The organism is Ilumatobacter coccineus YM16-304 (assembly GCF_000348785.1).
In the GTDB taxonomy this organism is placed as follows: domain Bacteria; phylum Actinomycetota; class Acidimicrobiia; order Acidimicrobiales; family Ilumatobacteraceae; genus Ilumatobacter_A; species Ilumatobacter_A coccineus.
The window spans coordinates 2,972,401-2,988,737 of record NC_020520.1 but is presented as its reverse complement, the minus strand read 5'-3'; the positions used below and the strand labels follow the sequence as shown (position 1 = coordinate 2,988,737).

At 67.1% G+C, this 16,337-nt stretch carries 15 protein-coding genes; 5 read left to right on the top strand and 10 right to left on the bottom strand.

Translation table 11 applies throughout. From position 1 onward, the window contains the following. Positions 1–32 precede the first annotated feature (32 nt). Together YM304_RS13480 and YM304_RS13475 are read right to left on the bottom strand one after the other, a co-directional pair. Entirely contained in the window at positions 33–1,052 is a 1,020-nt protein-coding gene (locus YM304_RS13480; protein WP_015442251.1) for a 2-oxoacid:ferredoxin oxidoreductase subunit beta, read from the bottom strand. Then, positions 1,049–2,986, bottom strand: a complete 1,938-nt coding sequence (locus YM304_RS13475) for a 2-oxoacid:acceptor oxidoreductase subunit alpha (protein WP_015442250.1) — start codon at positions 2,984–2,986, stop codon at positions 1,049–1,051. Before YM304_RS13475 ends, YM304_RS13480 begins: the two co-directional genes overlap by 4 nt. A 220-nt stretch (positions 2,987–3,206) precedes the next feature. Between YM304_RS13475 and YM304_RS13470 the strand changes: the two genes are divergently transcribed. The 3 genes from YM304_RS13470 to YM304_RS13465 all read left to right on the top strand — a co-directional run bounded on the left by YM304_RS13470 (position 3,207) and on the right by YM304_RS13465 (position 5,572). After that, positions 3,207–4,754 carry an ATP-dependent DNA ligase gene (locus YM304_RS13470; protein ID WP_015442249.1) on the top strand — a complete coding sequence of 516 codons (1,548 nt, stop codon included), beginning with the start codon at positions 3,207–3,209 and terminating at the stop codon, positions 4,752–4,754. A 77-nt stretch (positions 4,755–4,831) separates the two neighbouring features. Then, on the top strand, positions 4,832–4,963 hold the full coding sequence (locus YM304_RS25680) for a hypothetical protein (RefSeq protein WP_269448326.1): 132 nt from the start codon (positions 4,832–4,834) through the stop codon (positions 4,961–4,963). Positions 4,964–4,972: 9 nt separating this feature from the next. After that, complete coding sequence (locus tag YM304_RS13465; protein ID WP_015442248.1) at positions 4,973–5,572, top strand: thymidine kinase; 600 nt, start codon at positions 4,973–4,975, stop codon at positions 5,570–5,572. Positions 5,573–5,612: 40 nt separating this feature from the next. On the opposite strand, the gene YM304_RS13460 is transcribed toward YM304_RS13465, so the two are convergent. Both YM304_RS13460 and YM304_RS13455 read right to left on the bottom strand, forming a co-directional pair. Next, complete coding sequence (locus YM304_RS13460; protein WP_015442247.1) at positions 5,613–6,119, bottom strand: hypothetical protein; 507 nt, start codon at positions 6,117–6,119, stop codon at positions 5,613–5,615. Next, positions 6,106–7,368: a cytochrome P450 gene (locus YM304_RS13455; protein WP_015442246.1), complete on the bottom strand. Its 1,263-nt coding sequence runs from the start codon at positions 7,366–7,368 to the stop codon at positions 6,106–6,108. Before YM304_RS13455 ends, YM304_RS13460 begins: the two co-directional genes overlap by 14 nt. Positions 7,369–7,397: 29 nt before the next feature. Here YM304_RS13455 and YM304_RS13450 point away from each other — a divergent pair, with 29 nt between their 5' ends. Beyond that, a complete protein-coding gene (locus tag YM304_RS13450; RefSeq protein WP_015442245.1) occupies positions 7,398–8,123 on the top strand; it encodes a PIG-L deacetylase family protein in 726 nt (241 codons plus the stop codon). Positions 8,124–8,220: 97 nt separating this feature from the next. Beyond that, positions 8,221–8,916, top strand: coding sequence for a GGDEF domain-containing protein (locus YM304_RS13445; protein WP_015442244.1), 696 nt, complete (start codon positions 8,221–8,223; stop codon positions 8,914–8,916). Positions 8,917–8,969: 53 nt separating this feature from the next. Here the strand turns inward: YM304_RS13445 and YM304_RS13440 are convergent, their stop codons facing one another. The 6 genes from YM304_RS13440 to YM304_RS13415 all read right to left on the bottom strand — a co-directional run bounded on the left by YM304_RS13440 (position 8,970) and on the right by YM304_RS13415 (position 16,192). Then, entirely contained in the window at positions 8,970–9,920 is a 951-nt protein-coding gene (locus YM304_RS13440) for an alanine racemase (RefSeq protein ID WP_231897591.1), read from the bottom strand. 103 nt (positions 9,921–10,023) lie between these two features. Next, a complete protein-coding gene (locus YM304_RS13435; protein ID WP_015442242.1) occupies positions 10,024–12,222 on the bottom strand; it encodes a GAF domain-containing SpoIIE family protein phosphatase in 2,199 nt (732 codons plus the stop codon). A gap of 96 nt (positions 12,223–12,318) precedes the next feature. Next, positions 12,319–12,771, bottom strand: coding sequence for a hypothetical protein (locus YM304_RS13430; protein WP_015442241.1), 453 nt, complete (start codon positions 12,769–12,771; stop codon positions 12,319–12,321). Continuing rightward, positions 12,771–13,616 (bottom strand): serine hydrolase domain-containing protein, encoded by an 846-nt coding sequence (locus tag YM304_RS13425; RefSeq protein ID WP_015442240.1) that lies wholly within the window; start codon positions 13,614–13,616, stop codon positions 12,771–12,773. Before YM304_RS13425 ends, YM304_RS13430 begins: the two co-directional genes overlap by 1 nt. 27 nt (positions 13,617–13,643) lie before the next feature. Beyond that, the gene (locus tag YM304_RS13420; protein ID WP_015442239.1) at positions 13,644–14,999 is read right to left on the bottom strand and encodes a class II 3-deoxy-7-phosphoheptulonate synthase; all 1,356 of its coding nucleotides are present in this window, start codon (positions 14,997–14,999) and stop codon (positions 13,644–13,646) included. Positions 15,000–15,364: 365 nt separating this feature from the next. Continuing rightward, positions 15,365–16,192: a sigma-70 family RNA polymerase sigma factor gene (locus tag YM304_RS13415; RefSeq protein WP_015442238.1), complete on the bottom strand. Its 828-nt coding sequence runs from the start codon at positions 16,190–16,192 to the stop codon at positions 15,365–15,367. Positions 16,193–16,337: the final 145 nt, after the last annotated feature.

Below are 16,337 nucleotides of genomic sequence, written 5' to 3'. Positions count from 1 at the left end.
GACCGGTGCGGGGGCCTCTCGCTCGGCGCTGCTCAGACGACCCAGGTGCCGTTGCTGCGCAGCAGGTCGTTCAGATCGCCCGGACCCTTCTGCTCACTCGCTGCCATGACCTGCTCGGCCACTCCGGTGGCGTACTCGGGGCGGTCGACGTTGCGGAACACGCCGAACGGCGTGGGTGAGTGGTCGTCGCTGTTGAGGCGTGCGAGGGCGAACGCGAGCGACGGGTGCGAGTTCGACTCGTCGTGCACGAGGATGCGGTCGAGGCCGACGTCGGCAACGTCGACCAACTTGAGGAAACCGTCGGACCCCTGCATCACGCCGCGTTGCCGTTCGGCGCCGAACAGGATCGGTTCGCCGTGGACCAGGTCGATCATCATCTCGTCACGGCTGGCCTTCTTGGTGACCCCGTCGAACTGTCCGTCGTTGAACACGTTGCAGTTCTGGTAGATCTCGACGAACGAGGCGCCCTTGTGCTCGTGCGCGGCGCGGAACGTCTCTTGCATGTGCTTGCGGTCGAGGTCGTGGGTGCGTGCCACGAACGAGGCCTCGGCCCCGAGCGCGACCGACAGCGGGTTGAACGGCGCGTCGATCGACCCCATCGGCGTCGACTTGGTGACCTTGCCGACCTCGGACGTGGGGGAGTACTGCCCCTTGGTGAGGCCGTAGATCCGGTTGTTGAACATCAAGATGTTGAGGTTGACGTTGCGACGGAGCGCGTGGATCAGGTGGTTGCCACCGATCGAGAGTCCGTCACCATCGCCGGTGATGACCCACACGTCGAGATCGGGACGAGCGGTGGCCACACCGGTGGCGATCGCCGGGGCTCGGCCGTGGATCGAGTGCATGCCGTAGGTGTTCATGTAGTACGGGAACCGGCTGGAGCAGCCGATGCCCGAGATGAACACCGTGTTCTCGGGCGACACGCCGAGGTCGGGCATGAGCTGCTGGACGGCGAGCAAAATGCCGTAGTCGCCGCAACCGGGGCACCAACGCACCTCTTGGTCGCTGGTCCAGTCCTTCTTCGTGGTGACGGCGACCTGTGCGGTGCTCATGATGCGGCTCCGTTCTGCTCGGCTTCGATACTGGAGATGGCGTCGTCGATGGCGTCTTCGATCTCGCTCGACTTGAACGGCAGACCCTGGACCTTCGACAGCGGCGTGACGTCGACGAGGTATTTGCCCCGCAGGTGATGGGCGAGCTGCCCGCGGTTGAGTTCGGGCAGGATGACCCGCTTGTAGCTGCGGAGCAGCCCTTCGAGATCGGGCGGCAGTGGGTTGAGGTGCATGATGTGCGCCTTGGCCACCTTGACGCCGGCGCGTCGCCGGCGTTGCACGGCTGCGTCGATCGCCGCCCAGGTGGAGCCCCAGCCGAGGACGAGCACGTCGGCGTCGGCGTCACCCTCGACGACCGTCGGCGGGATGTCTTGGGCGACCATGTCGACCTTGGCCTCGCGCAATTCGGTCATCCGCTCGTGGTTCTCGGGCGTGTAGTCGATGTTGCCCGTGCCGTCCTTCTTCTCGAGTCCGCCGACACGGTGCATGAGCCCCGGCGTGCCCGGGATGGCCCACGGTCGAGCGAGGTTCTCGTCTCGCAGGTACGGCCAGAACTCGGGGTTGCCCTCGAGGTCTTCGTGGTTCATCTCGGTGGCGAACGGCACCGAGATGTCGGGCAGCGTCGCGACGTCGGGCAGCTTCCACGGCTCGGAGCCATTGGCGAGGTAGCCGTCGGACAGGAGGATGACCGGCGTGCGGTACTTGAGAGCGATGCGTGCGGCTTCGATCGCAGCGTGGAAGCACTGCGCCGGGCTGTACGACGCGATGACGGGGAGCGGCGACTCGCCGTGGCGTCCATTGAGCGCCATGTTGAGATCGGACGCTTCGGTCTTGGTGGGCAGACCGGTCGACGGGCCGCCGCGTTGGATGTCGATGATCAGCATCGGGAGTTCGATCGCCACGCCGAGCGAGATGGTCTCGCTCTTCAGCGCGACGCCGGGACCACTCGTGGTGGTGATGCCGAGGTGCCCGGCGAACGCTGCGCCCAGCGCGACGCCCACCGCAGCGATCTCGTCTTCGGCCTGCACCGTTCGGATGCCGAAGTGCTTGTGCTTCGACAGCTCGTGGAGGATGTCGGACGCCGGCGTGATCGGGTACGAGCCGAGGGTGATTGGCAGCTTCGCCAACTGACCGGCGGCGACGAGGCCCCACGACAGGGCCGTGTTGCCGGTGATGCTGGTGTACTCGCCCGGCGGAAGGGTGGCCGGCCGGACCTCGTACCGGTGGCCGACGGCCTCGGTGGTCTCGCCGAAGTTGAAGCCGGCGTGGAACGCCGCCTTGTTGGCGGCGACGACCTGCTCGTTCTTCGCGAACTTCTGCTCGATCCATTCTTCGGTCGGCTGCGTCGGACGGGTGTACATCCACGACACGAGACCGAGGGCGAAGAAGTTCTTCGAGCGCTCGGCGTCGCGCGGCTTGACGCCGAGTGGCTCGCACACCTCTTTGGTGAGGCTGGTCATCGGAACCCTGAGCAGGCGGTACCCGTTGAGCGATCCGTCTTCGAGCGGGTTGACCGGTTCGCCGTTCGGTCCGGGGTCGGTCGTGTACCCGGCCTTGTCGAGGTCGCGCTCGCCGAAGGAGTCTTCGTTGACGATCAGCGTGCCGCCCGGTTGCAGACGGTGGAGGTCGGCCTTGAGCGCCGCCGGGTTCATCGCCACGAGTACGTTGGGTTCGTCGCCCGGCGTGGTGATCTCGTGGTCGGCGATGTTGACCTGGAACGCCGAGACGCCGTTGACGGTGCCGGCCGGTGCCCGGATCTCGGCTGGGAAGTCGGGAAACGTCGACAGGTCGTTGCCGAACGACGCGCTGACCGAGGTGAACCGGTCGCCGGTCAGTTGCATCCCGTCGCCCGAGTCGCCGGCGAACCGTACGACGAGGTGATCGAGCACCCGATCGTCGCCCGCGGTATCCGACCGTTCGATCATGTCGGTCATGTGTGATTCCCCCAAGGAATGTTTGGTGTTCCCGGTGCGGTTCCCCAACCGCATCGGACGCTCCAGCACCGTTGCCGGAGCTCGTACTCCAGACCGTAGCCAATGCGCCAGGGTCGGTGACGCCTCAGGGCCAACCTTTCGACCGCGACCCGCTCGGCACTGGGCGTGGACCGCCGAGCCGGGTCAGGTGCGGCGCTGCGACCGGTGGAAGACTGTGGCCGTGCTGTTCGACGAACTGGCCGCGGCCTCGCAGGCCGTCGCTGCCACCACGAAGCGGAACGACAAGGTCATGGCGCTGGCCGACGCGCTCCGACGGTGCGCGCCCGACGAGATCGTGCCGGCGGTCGCGTTTCTCACCGGCACGACGCCGCTCGGCCGCATCGGCGTCGGCTGGTCGACGCTCGCCGATGTATCGGCGACACCGGCGGCCGACGCGTCGTGGACGGTCGGGGACGTCGATCGCCGGCTCCGAGCGATCGAGTCGCTGCACGGTGATGGCGTCGGTGCCGCGCGTCGCGATGCGCTGGCCGAACTCCTCGACGCTGCGACCGAGCGAGAGCAGCGGCTGCTCCGCGGCATTCTGAGTGGCGAGCTTCGCCAGGGGGCGCTCGCCGGGGTGATGACCACGGCGGTGGCCAAGGCCGCCGACGTGCCGGTCGCCGCCGTCCGCCGTGCGTCGATGATGGCCGGAGATCTCGGCGCGGCGGCGCACGCCGCGTTGGTCGGTGGGATCGAGGCTCTCGACGCCGTGTCGTTGCAGCCGCTGCGTCCGGTGCAGCCGATGCTCGCGAGCGCCGGGAGCAGCGTGGCCGATGCGTTCTCCGGGGCCGACGCCGTCCAGGTCGATTGGAAGCTCGACGGGATCCGACTGCAGGCGCACCGACGTGGAAACGACGTCGGGTTGTTCACGCGCAACCTCAACGAGGTGACCGATCGCCTGCCCGGCGTGGTCGAGGTGGTGCGGTCGCTGCCGGGCGGCGACCTGGTGCTCGACGGCGAGGCGATGGGCCTGTTGGACGACGGTTCGCCCCGACGCTTCCAGGACACGATGGGTGACTTCGGAGCCGATCGCCCCGACGACGCTCGGCCGGGGGAGGGACGCGGCGACGCGATCGGTGCGTTCTTCTTCGACATCTTGCACGTCGACGGATCTCCCGTCCACGACGAGGCGCTGTCGACCCGTCGCGAGTTGCTCGCTGCCACGGTCCCCGACACGGCGCGCCTGCCGTCGATCATCACCGCTGAAGTCGCCGAGGCCGAGGCGTTCCTCGGCCGCGCGATCGCTGCTGGCCACGAGGGCGTGATGGTGAAAGACCTCGATCAACCGTACGAAGCCGGTCGACGCGGGAAGGGCTGGCGCAAGGTCAAGCCCGTCCACACGCTCGACCTCGTGGTGCTGGCCGTCGAGTGGGGGCACGGCCGGCGCCGAGGGATGCTCTCGAACATCCATCTCGGTGCCCGTGCCAGCGGCGAGTCGGCCAACGAGTTCGTCATGGTCGGCAAGACGTTCAAGGGCATGACCGACGAGATGCTGCGTTGGCAGACCGCCCGATTCAGCGATCTGAAGATCGGTGAAGGCACCGGTCGGGAACGTCACGTCGTGTACGTCGAGCCGGTGCAGGTCGTCGAGATCGCGGTCGACGGGGTGCAGGTGTCGACGACGTATCCGGGCGGTGTCGCTCTGCGATTCGCGCGCGTCAAGCAGTATCGCCACGACAAGTCGGCCGACACCGCCGACACCATCGATGCCGTCCGAGCCCTGCTCTGAACCAGCGGTCCGACTCCGATCGCCTCATCGGGTGGCGTCCGCGCGAAGCGGCGGCGCGCGTCGTAGATTCGCGACCGATGTCCCGTTTTGCCACGACCGTGCTGATCGCTTCGCTGCTGATGGCCTCGTGCTCGTCAGGCGGGAGCGACGACGACGAACGAATCACACGCATCGACGGCCCCGCCGTGATCGACGACGACGGGGAGTAGCGGCAGTTCATGGCACACCTGCGATTCAGCTTCGGCACGATGGGATCGGGCAAGAGCACCGTGGCCCTCCAGATCCACCACAACCTCGCCAACCGGCAGCTGTACGGTCTGCTCCTCACCACGCTCGACCGTGAAGGCCACCAGGTCACCAGCCGGCTCGGCGTCGCCGCACCGGCGATCGAGGTCACGCCCGACCTCGATCTCTTCGCCCTGGCGCGTGACAACTGGCCGATCCATTACATGATCTGCGACGAGGTGCAGTTCTACACACCGGCGCAGTGCGAGGAGCTGTCGCAGGTGGTCGACGACCTCGAAGTCGACGTGTACGCGTTCGGTCTGCTCACCGACTTCCGCGGCAAGCTCTTCGACGGCACGAAGCGCATGCTCGAACTCGCCGACGAACACAGCGCGCTGCAGGTCGAAGCACGGTGCTGGTGTGGAGCGCGAGCGACGCACAACGCTCGCGTGGTGAACGGTGCGGTCGTGTACGAGGGCGACACCGTGGTGGTGGGCGACACCGCCGACTCGGCGCAACCGCTCTTCGGCGACTCGGTTCGGTACGAACTGCTCTGCCGCAACCACTTCCGTCGCGGCGAACTCGGCACCTGATCCTCGTCGCTCGTCGCGCTCGACTCCTGAGGCGGCGCGGTCAGCCGCCCGGCGCTCGACGAGCGGCCACCCGGCAGAACTGCGACGTCGCGATCGCGAACATCAGCCCGGCGATTCGAATGGCGGCGTCGCCGGCCCGCGTCGGGCTCCCGTTGTCGGTCATGAGCGTCACCACTGCCGACGCGGCGGCGATGGCGCCCATCAGATTGATCGACCACGTGGTGAGTCGCAACAGGATCGCCAAGTCGAGCTCTTGAGCCTGCCCGGCGATCCACGTCGCTGCCGACGCGCACGCGGCAGCGGGCACGATGATCAAGATGTTGGGTGGCAACACGACGAAGCTGAGGACTTCGAGGCGCTGATCCCACAGGCCGGCGAAGCGTTGCGGGCTGACGCGGAACACACGCTCGACCTGGCGGAAGAAGAACAGCAGCCAGCCGACGTAGAAGACCATGCCCGCCGACGTGAGCGCCCGCGTCAGGTCGGCGAGGTCGCGTCCGGCGCCGGCTGGAGGGCCGGCGTCGCTGGGGTGCTCAATCCCATTCACACTGCATCCGCTTGATCCCGTTGATGAAGTTCGATTGCAGGTACTCGGGTTCACCGCTGATGCGCAGCGACGGCAGCTCGCGTCGGATTTCGTCGAACATCACCGTCATCTCGCGACGAGCCAGGTTGGCCCCGAGACAGAAGTGCGGCCCACCCGCGCCGAATCCGACCTGGGCCGGCTGAAGCGGGCGTGTCACATCGAATCGGTCGGGGTCGTCGAAGACGCGCTCGTCACGGTTGCCCGAGTTGTAGAACATCACGACCTTCTCGCCGGCCTTGATCGGGGTGCCGGCGATCTCGGTGTCGGCGGTGGCGGTGCGCCGGAAGTGGATGACCGGCGTCGCGTACCGCACGATCTCCTCCATGGCCGTCTTCGAATGCGCCTCGTAGTCGCCGAAGAGAAGTTCGCGCTGGTCGGGGTTGTCGGTGAGCGCCTTCAGGCCGTGGCTGATGGCGTTGCGCGTGGTCTCGTTGCCGGCGACCACGAGCAGGATGAAGAAGGAGCCGAACTCCTGCGCGGTGAGCTGCTCACCGTCGACCTCGGCCGCCATCATCACCGACGTGATGTCGTCTTGCGGGTTGGCCCGACGGTCTTCGCCGAGCGCCTGCGCGTAGGTGAACATCTCGAGAGAGTGGGTCATCAGGTCGTCGTACGAGGTGACGAACTCGGGGTCGCCGACGCCGAGGATCGTGTTGGTCCACCCGAAGATCTTCGAGTAGTCGTCGGCCGGAATGCCCATCATGTCGCAGATGATCTCCAGCGGCAGTGCGGCCGCGATGTGCTCGACGAAGTCACAGGTCTTGTCGGGGAACTCCGTCTGGATCCGCTCGATGATGACCTTGGCTTTGGCGACGACGAGTTCTTCGACCCGGTTCACCTCCTTGGGGGTGAATCCCTTCGACACGATCGAGCGGAGGCGGAAGTGCTTCGGGTCGTCCATGTTGATCATGGAGCCGAAGAACTCGTTCATCTCCTGCGGGAGATCGCCGATGTTGGAGCCCTGCCCCGAGCAGAACAGCGAGGCGTTGCGACTCACCGCCCAGATGTCTTCGTGCCGGGTGAGGGCGTAGTAGCCGGCGCCCGGTGGAAACGGCGAGTCCTCGATGACGCGTTCGTCGAAGTGCACGAGGCCCGGCGTGTCACGCAACGTCGCGAACGTGGCCTCGCGCACGTCGCGCGGTCCGGCCCAGAACTCGAGGTCGGACAGGTCGATCGAATCGAGCGGGACGGAAGCGGAGCTGGTCGTCATGTCGACGACTGTAGATACCTTGACCACTCATGTTGCAGACAAACGAGATCGAGCGAGCCCTCGTCGTCATGGCGCACCCCGACGACGTCGACTTCGGAGCGGCCGGAACCGTGGCCAATCTGACCGATGCCGGCGTCGACGTCACGTACTGCCTCGTGACCGACGGACAGGCAGGCGGCTTCGATCGATCGATTCCCCGTACCGAGATGGCGACGATCCGGCGAGCCGAACAGACCGAGGCCGCAGCCGAGGTCGGGGTCACCGATCTTCGATTCCTCGGCCACATGGACGGCACGGTCGTCGCCGACATGCAGTTGCGCCACGACATCAGTGTCGTGATCCGCCAGGTGCGTCCGCAGGTGGTGATCACGCAGAACCCGGTGCGCGATCTCTCCTCGACCTACGGATCGCACCCCGACCACCTCGCCACCGGCGAAGCGACCATGTGCGCGGTGTACCCCGACGCACGCAATCCGTTCGCGTTTCCGGAGTCGGCGTGTGCGGAGCTCGACGACTGGGCGGTGTCGGAGGTGTGGATTCCGTTCCGCAACTCCGACGACGGCAGTTGTGCAGTGGTCGACATCACAGCGAACCTCGAACGCAAGATCCGGGCGCTCATGTGCCACCGGAGCCAGCATCCCGACCCGGCCGCCACCGAGGAGCGGATGCGGATGTGGTGGCGGTCGTTGGCGGCCGACCGCGGGCTTCCCGCCGGGTCGAGCGCCGAGTCGTTCCAGGTGGTCGACACGCGATGATGCGCCTGGCGATCGAACCGACCGGCGTTCAGCCGACCTCTGGCACGAAACGTGAAGAATGTCTCAAGTGCCCCGGCGTTCGTGACGATGAATTGTCATGAGCTTCAGCTTTCGCCGATCGAAAAAGCAGGAAGACGTCATCGTCGACCGGGTGACCGGGGCGTTCAATCGCCGCCAGTTGGATGAAGACATCGCCGCCGGCATCGACACGAGTGGTCAGTCGACCGCGACGTTGATGATCGACGTCGACGAGTTCGACACCTACAACGGGAAGCGTGGCAACGCGAAGGGCGATCAGGTCCTCGAGCGCGTGGCGTGGGTCATCATGGCCACCGTCCGCACCACCGACGTGGTGTACCGGCACGAAGCATCGACGTTCTGCGTGTTGCTGCCGTCGACGTCCGACACCGACGCCGTTGCCGTCGCCGATCGCATCCAGATGAACGTGGCCAAGATGCCGCTGCTGAGCGAATGTGGCGTGACGATCAAGGTCGGCGTCGCATCCGGAGCCGCAGGTGACGTGAAAGACGCCGTCGACCGTGCCGTACGGGCGCTCGACGAGGCGGTCCGCACCGGACAGCCGCGGATTCTCAACGCCGAGGCTGCCCAGAGCACCCCCGACTCGTTGACCCCACCGCCCGCCATGCCCGATCCGGCGATGCGTCCTCCCGGGCCGATCGTCGAGTCCGCACCGGCGGCGCTCGCACCGCCCCCGCCCGAGGCACCGTTCGCGCCGCCCGTGGCCGCACCGCTCGACGCGATCAGCCCGCCGCCGCCTCCGTCGCTTCCCTGAATTCAAGGACGCGCCGGTCGTCGTTCTGACGGCGACGCGTCAGCGCGACGCGCTCACCAGTGACGTAGGTCGACCGCCCAGCGGTCGACGACGTCGTCGCCGTCGACCAGCCACATGGCCTCGTGCTTCGCGACCGTCGGATCGACGTGCGCCGGGAGCAACCTGATCCGATCGCCGACCGACCAGTCCGACAGCGTGTGCGGCTGGAGCGTGACGTGCTCGTCGGACATGATGAACACGTCGCCGTGCTCCCAGGTCGGATTGCCGTGATCCATCCCGTGCGACTTGAGCCCGGCATCGGCCACGATCCATCCCTTCGGACTCACCGAGATGACGGTGGCCAAGATGTTGAGTGAGATCTCGAACGGAAGCTGCTGCTTGGCGTAGTCGGTGTCGAGCAGCATGTAGCTGCCGGCCTGGATCTCGGTGCACCACGTGTTGGTGATGCACGTGCCCGTGCCGCCTCCCGACACGATGTCGCCACCCACTGCCTCAGCCGCCTGGAGCAGCGTCGCCATCGAGGCCTCCACCAGGGCCGCCTGCTTGGCGGTGTCGGTCACCATCATGAGGTGGCCCTCGTATCCCATCACGCCGCGCACCTCGAGCCCGCTCGCTCGCGCCTTGTCGGCGAGCCGACCGGCGTCGGCGACGTCGCAGCCGCAGCGGGGGAGGCCGACGTCGACATCGACGAGGATCGATCGAACGCCGCCGGCGATCGCCGCATCGAGGGTGATGTCGGAGTCGACCGCCACGGTGATCTGGGCATCGTCGCTGAGCGCTCCGAGGCGGGCAACGTCGAGCGACTCGTTGGCGAGCAGGAGGTCGTCGGTGAGGCCGGCGGCGACGAGTCCTTCGACCTCGCGCGGCGTGGCACAACAGAACCCGGTGTGGCCGTCGGCGTGCAGTCGCGCCGCGATGGACGTCGACTTGAACGCCTTGGCATGCGGCCGGAGACGAGGACCGGGCAGCATCGCGTCCATCGTCGCGAGGTTCGAATCGAACACGGATCGCTCGACGACCAGTGACGGGGTCGGCAAGTCGGCGAGTCGTGAAGGCGACGAGTCGGGCATCCTCACAGCCAAGCCGATCGGACCCCTCCTCCGCGAATCAGATCGTCACGGACTTGTGGCGCTCGATGACGAGCAGGCACCGGTCGTCGGTGTTGACCTCGCCGGCCAGTTCGGCGATGAGCGCGTCGGCGAACTCGTCCTTCGACAGTGCGTGGTGTTGCCGCACCGCCTGAAGCAGACGTTGGTATCCGGTGTCGAGGTTCTCGCCGCGGCGCTCGATGAGACCGTCGGTGAAGAAGAGCAGGCGTGCGCCCGGTGGGATCATGAGGTCGCACTCGACGCGCGGGCCACCGACGCCCAGGCCGATCACCCACGAGCCGCGATCCTCGATGATGCGCGCTTCGCCGTCGGGCAGTACCAGCACGGGCGGCACGTGGCCGGCTCGGCAGAACTCGAGTCGACCGGTGTGCTCGTCGAGTTCACCGTAGAGCAGCGTCGCGAACTGAGTTCCGCTGGCGTGGGCACAGAACTCGTCGAGCCGTTCGACGAGGTTCGTCGGCCCGGTGCTCACCTCGGCGAGGGCGCGGCACGCGCTTCGCAGTTGTCCGGCTGCCCCTGCGGCTTTGAGCCCGTGCCCGACGATGTCGCCGAGCGCGATCGCGAGACTTCCGCGCCGCAACGGGAAGGCGTCGAACCAGTCGCCTCCGACTTCGAGCCCGGCGTCGGCAGCGATGTAGCGGGCGATGATCTGATAATCGTCGCGGTGCGGCAGTTGCTCCGGAAGGAGGGAGCGCTGCAGCTCGTGGGTGATCTTTCGCTCTCGATCGAACAGCGAGGCGCGGTGGATCGCCCGGGCGAGCATGACGCTCACGAGTTGGGCTCGATTGCGTTCGTAGGGGCCGCAGTCGCGCTCGTCGAGATATGCCGCGGTGAGGAAACCGATCGTTTGCCCTTCGCTGACGATTGGTTGCGCCAGTACGGCCACCGCCCCGAGGAGTTCGCGTGTCGACAGCAGCGCGGGGTAGACCGTCCAGTCGTCACCAGGTGTCAGGAAGATCTGCGACATGGTGCGACCGGATGCCTTGACCTGGGCAGTGCGCCGCAGATCGACGGCTTCGAAGTGCGGTTCGGCTTGTGCCAAGCCGCTCGAAGTCACGCGTCGCAGCGTGTTGCCTTCGACGATGCCGAGGTGCACGGTGAACGCTCCGAGCAGATGGCGCACGGCGTCGGCGACGACACCGATCACGTTCTCGACCGATGGTGACGCCGAGAGTTGCGCTTCGATCGCTGCGAGTTGGCGGCCGGTCTCCTGGACGCGGAGTCGGCCAAGCGCCAGGCCGGCGATCCGGCCGACCTCCTCGAGGTCGGAGCGGTGCATCTCTCGGACGTCGAGTGGGAGCCGCCAGTGGCAGACGATCGCTCCAAGTGCCTTGCCTCCGGACACGATGGGCACGAACGCCCACGCGTGGTAGAGGCGATCGCCGAGCAGCCGACCGAAGCTCGGGTGGTCTTCGAGGAAGTCGGGGCGCGAGCCGTAGAACGTCGCCTTCGCCGTCGTGAGACACAGGCCCGCCGGACCTCGGTCGGCGACGTCGATCGCCGCGAGGTGTGCGGCGTCGCGGTCCGACAGCCCGTCGGAGGCGATCAACCGCACACGACTGTCGTGCAGTTCGACGATGGCGATGGCGTCGGGGCCGGCGATGCGGGACACCGCACGAGCCACGGTCGGACCGAACTCCTCGAGGCGCTCGATCGAAGCGAGGTCGGCGCCGAACTCGGCGAGCGCCGCCGTCGAGTTCTCGCGCTCCTCGATCAACGCGGTGGCGATCCGGAGTCGGGCATCGGCCTCGGCGATGCGAGTCGCCGAGCGCAGCAGGGTGAGCTCGGCCGTCGTCCAGGTGTGCTGCTCGGCGTTCGCGAGGTAGGCAGCAGCGATGGCGCTGCCATCGGGTGCGCGCAGCGGCACGATCAGCACGGAGCGTGCGATCTGTCGCGTCGGGTCGAACGCCTGCCGGGGCTCGGGGATCAGTTCGAGGTCGATGACTTTGTTCTCGTCGATCGCCTCTCGCAGGAGCGATTCGTGTACTGCCGGAAGGTCGTTGGAGCTGGTGGTGCGCGGACGGTGTGCGTGTGCAGCGGGCGCGTAGAAGCCGATCAGTTCGGTCAAGACATCGCCGACGAGTCGGTGGGCCTCGGTGACGATCTCCGCGATCGTCTCGGCGACGAGGTGCGGAGGGATCTCCCAGGGATTGATGCCGAGCAGGGGATCTCGCTCAGTGTGAACCTTCAATGACACTGCGTGAGACGATATCCGAGCTTGCGGCGAATGTGTCTCACTCTGCGCCGAAATGGTCCGTGAACTGGCACAACATGTGCCGCGCGTCTCGGCGTCTCAGCGTGTCGGCCGGTCGGCGCGAACGATCACGGCGTCGCTTCGCTCGGTGCATGCCGACGCCTTGAGCACGTAGTTCTCGTCGCACGCGTCGAGTTCGGCGAGTACGTAGGCATCGTTCGCGTGGCGGACGCCGGTGCCGATCATGCGCAGCGCCCCGATTTGCAGCCCAGCGTCTTCGGCTTCGGCCAGCCAGAGATTGACGAGGCCTTGGCGCAGCGACGGGTCTTCGAGCAGGTCGCGGCCGTCGAGTACGAGTGACACGGTGCCGATGTGCACCGGAGCGAGGGTCGCGACGTCGACCACGGCGCCGGCGAGTTCGCCGTCGAGCATCACCACGACGGGCCCGCCGTCGACCGCTTCGCCGCCGACGAAGCCGTAGCGGACGAACGGGAAACCATCGTCGTCGATGGTCTCGTACCGAATCCGGTCGCCGGGCCTGAACGTGGTCATCAGCGTGTTCCGGCGAACTCGTCGATCACTGCGTCGGACAGTCGGGGCCATTCGACGAGCGCGGCGTCGGCCCACTGATCGAACGGGAGATCGGTCAGCGCCACGAGCGACAGCCCGTCGAGCCGGGGGTCGGTCCAGGCCATGGTGCCCGCACCCCCGAAGTGGCCGTAGGTCGCGTCGGAGTTGCGCGTACCGGTCCAGTGAGGAGACTTGTCTCCCCGAATCTCGAACCCCAGGCCCCACGGGCAGTTGTCGAAACGCCCCACGCCGGGAACGATACCTGCGAGTCCCGGGAACTGCGGGCTCGTCGCTTCTGCGGCGCTGGCGGCGGTGACGAGCCGTGGAGTGGCGACTTCGGCGAGAAAGCGGCCGAGGTCGTCGACCGTCGACCAGATCGAGTCGGCGGGGGAGCCGCGGAGCTCGGTCGAGTCCATGTCGAGTTGGTCGAGCACGCCGGCCTTGAGGTACTCGGCGAACGGCATGCCAGCGGCGGCGGCGAGGTGCTCGGCTGCCACTTCGATGGCATGGTTGCCGTACATGCGGCGGCGTTCGGGTGCCGAGATCGAGTCGCCGGCGTTGAACCCGTAGCCGCTGGCGTGGGAGAGGAGGTGTCGGAGCGTCCGGTGGTGTCCGTCGTCGGGGCCGATGACGTCGTCGAGGCTGATGATGCCTTCCTCGGTCGCGATCAGGCAGGTCCAGGCGACGAGGGTCTTGCCGATCGACGCGAGCCGAAACTGGTGGTCGGTCGGGCCGATCGAGTCGAGGACCTCACCGTGTCGCGTGACCGCGGCGGCCACGGTCGGCACCGGCCAGTGCGAGGTGAGGTCGAGCGCTCGTGCGACCATCGTGCGACCTGTCGGAGCCTTCGTGGCCTAGGTGAAGTCGCGAATCAGCTCGGCGACCCGGAACGCCAGGTCGACGCTCTGTCGCCCGTTGAGGCGGGGGTCGCAGATCGTCTGGTAGCGATCGTCGAGTTGCGTGTCGTCGAGTTCTTCGGAGCCGCCGAGGCACTCGGTGACATCGTCGCCGGTGAGTTCGACGTGGATGCCGCCGGGCCAGGTGCCCTCGGCGCGGTGAGCGCGGACGAAGCCGCCGATCTCGCGGAGCACGTCGTCGAAGTGGCGGGTCTTGCGGCCGGACGGCGCCGTGAACGTGTTGCCGTGCATCGGGTCGCACGCCCACACGACGGGGTGACCGGAGTCGGTGACGGCACGGAGCAGCGGACGGAGGCCGTCTTCGATCTTGTCGGCGCCCATCCGGGTGATGAGGGTGAGGCGGCCGGGGATGCGTGACGGGTTGAGTGTCTCGCACAGTTCGATCAGGTACTCGGCGGTGGTCGTGGGGCCGACCTTGCAGCCGATCGGGTTGCCGACACCGCGCAGGAACTCGACGTGTGCGCCGTCGAGTTCACGGGTGCGTTCACCGATCCACAGCATGTGCGCCGAGCAGTCGTACCACTCGCCGGTGAGCGAGTCCTTGCGGGTGAGCGCTTCTTCGTAGCCGAGGATGAGCGCTTCGTGCGACGTGAACACGTCGACTTCGGAAAGGCTGGCGTTCTGCTCGGTCTCGATACCGCAGGCACGCATGAACGACAGCGCCCGTTCGATCTCGGAGGCGAGCTGCTCGTAGCGCTGACCCTGCGGGCTAGCGGCGACGAACTCCTGGGTCCAGGCGTGCACGCGGGAGAGGTCGGCGAAACCGCCCTTGGTGAACGCACGGAGCAGGTTGAGCGTGGACGCCGACTGGTTGTAGGCCTGGACGAGTCGCTCCGGGTCGGGCATGCGAGCGGCTTCGGTGGTGGTCGGGTCGTTGACGATGTGGCCGCGGAACGACGGGATCTCGAGGTCGCCGACCTTCTCGAAGTCGGACGAGCGGGGCTTGGCGAACTGCCCGGCCATGCGACCGACCTTCACGGTGGGGACGCCGACCGAGTAGGTGAGGATGATCGCCATCTGCAGGATGACGCGCAGCTTCTCGCGGATGTTGTCGGCCGAGAACTCTTCGAAGCTCTCGGCGCAGTCGCCCGCTTGGAGGAGGAAGGCGTTGCCGGCGGCGACCTGACCGAGATGGGTCTGCAGCGACCGGCACTCTTCGGCGAAGATCAGCGGCGGCATCTCGGCGATGGTCTTCAGCGACCCTTCGAGCGCTCCGGTGTCGGGCCAGTGGGGTTGTTGTCCGGCGCGACGCTCCTGCCAGGAGCTCGGCGACCAGGGTTCACGCGACGACATGCGAGCAAGGCTATCCGTCGTGATGGCCGACGGCAGGTGTGGGTTCTTCTCCCGACCACGTCGTCGTGTCGGGTCACCATCACTCGGGTCACCATCACTCGGGTCACCATCACTCGGGTCACCATCACTCGGGCTCCGCCAGGGACATCTGGCTGCACTCAGGTGAACGCACGGGAGATCGGGCACCGTCATGGATCGTTCCGATGGGCGTTCCATGCAACGTCGCTTCGCTCGTTGCGTCGCTCCTCAGCTCGCTCCGCTCGACCTGCCCGCCAGTCCCAGTCAAAAACGAAAGGAGCCCCCGAACCAACGTCCGAGGGCACCCATCAATTCTCTCTGTTCGGGGAACGCAGTCAGACGGAAGCTCAGACCGCCAGAATGCGTTCGGCGTCGTCGCGGAGGCCCGCAACGGCGCGGCTCACGAGGCGGCGGGCGGCTTCTGCCGTCACACCGAGCTGTTCGCCGACTTCACGGAAGCTCTTGCGCTCACCGTCGACGAGGCCGAAGCGGGCTTCGACGGCGAAGCGGGCACGAGCGTCGAGCGTGTCGAGGAGTTCGTCGAGCAGATCGCTCTCGACGAGTGCCATGACGGCGTCTTCGGGCGTGGTGTCGCCGTTGGCCATGAGGTCGCCGAGCGTGGCGTCGCCGTCGTCGCCGACGGTCTTGTCGAGGCTGACCGGCGTGGTGAGACGGTGCAGCTCGGCGTTCTGCTGGTCGAGGGTCTCGCCGTCGCCGCTGGCCTGACGCAGTGCCGCACGGAGGCTGGCCGAACGGTCGCCCGGGATGCGGATGAGGCTGGCCTTCTGGTCGAGCGCACGGCCGATGGCCTGGCGGATCCAGAACGTGGCGTAGGTGGAGAACTTGAAGCCACGGCGCCAGTCGAACTTGTCGACGGCGTGCTCGAGGCCGAGGTTGCCTTCCTGGATGAGGTCGAGGAGGTCCATGCCCTGGGGGAGCGGGTAGCGACGGGCGATGGAGACGACGAGTCGGAGGTTGGAGCGGATGAACCGATCCTTGGCCTTGGCGGCATCCCGCACGGCGCGCTTGAGAGCGACGCCCTTCTTGCCGGCCTCGAGGGCTTCGCGGGCGTCCCGTCCTGCTTCGATGACACGTGAGAGCTCGCGCTCGTCTTCGGCGGTGAGGAGGGGGACCTTGCCGATGTCGTTCAGGTAGAGACCGATGGAGTCATTCATGATGCTTCTAACAACCGTTCGTTGTGTTTCGTGATTCCGCGTGTCGTTGTGTCGTGGGGCACAACGAACGAGCTCGGGTGGATCGTGGACCGTTCTGGCGACGAGCCGTACACGGTGATCGGAGCGACGAGCGCTGATGTTGAGT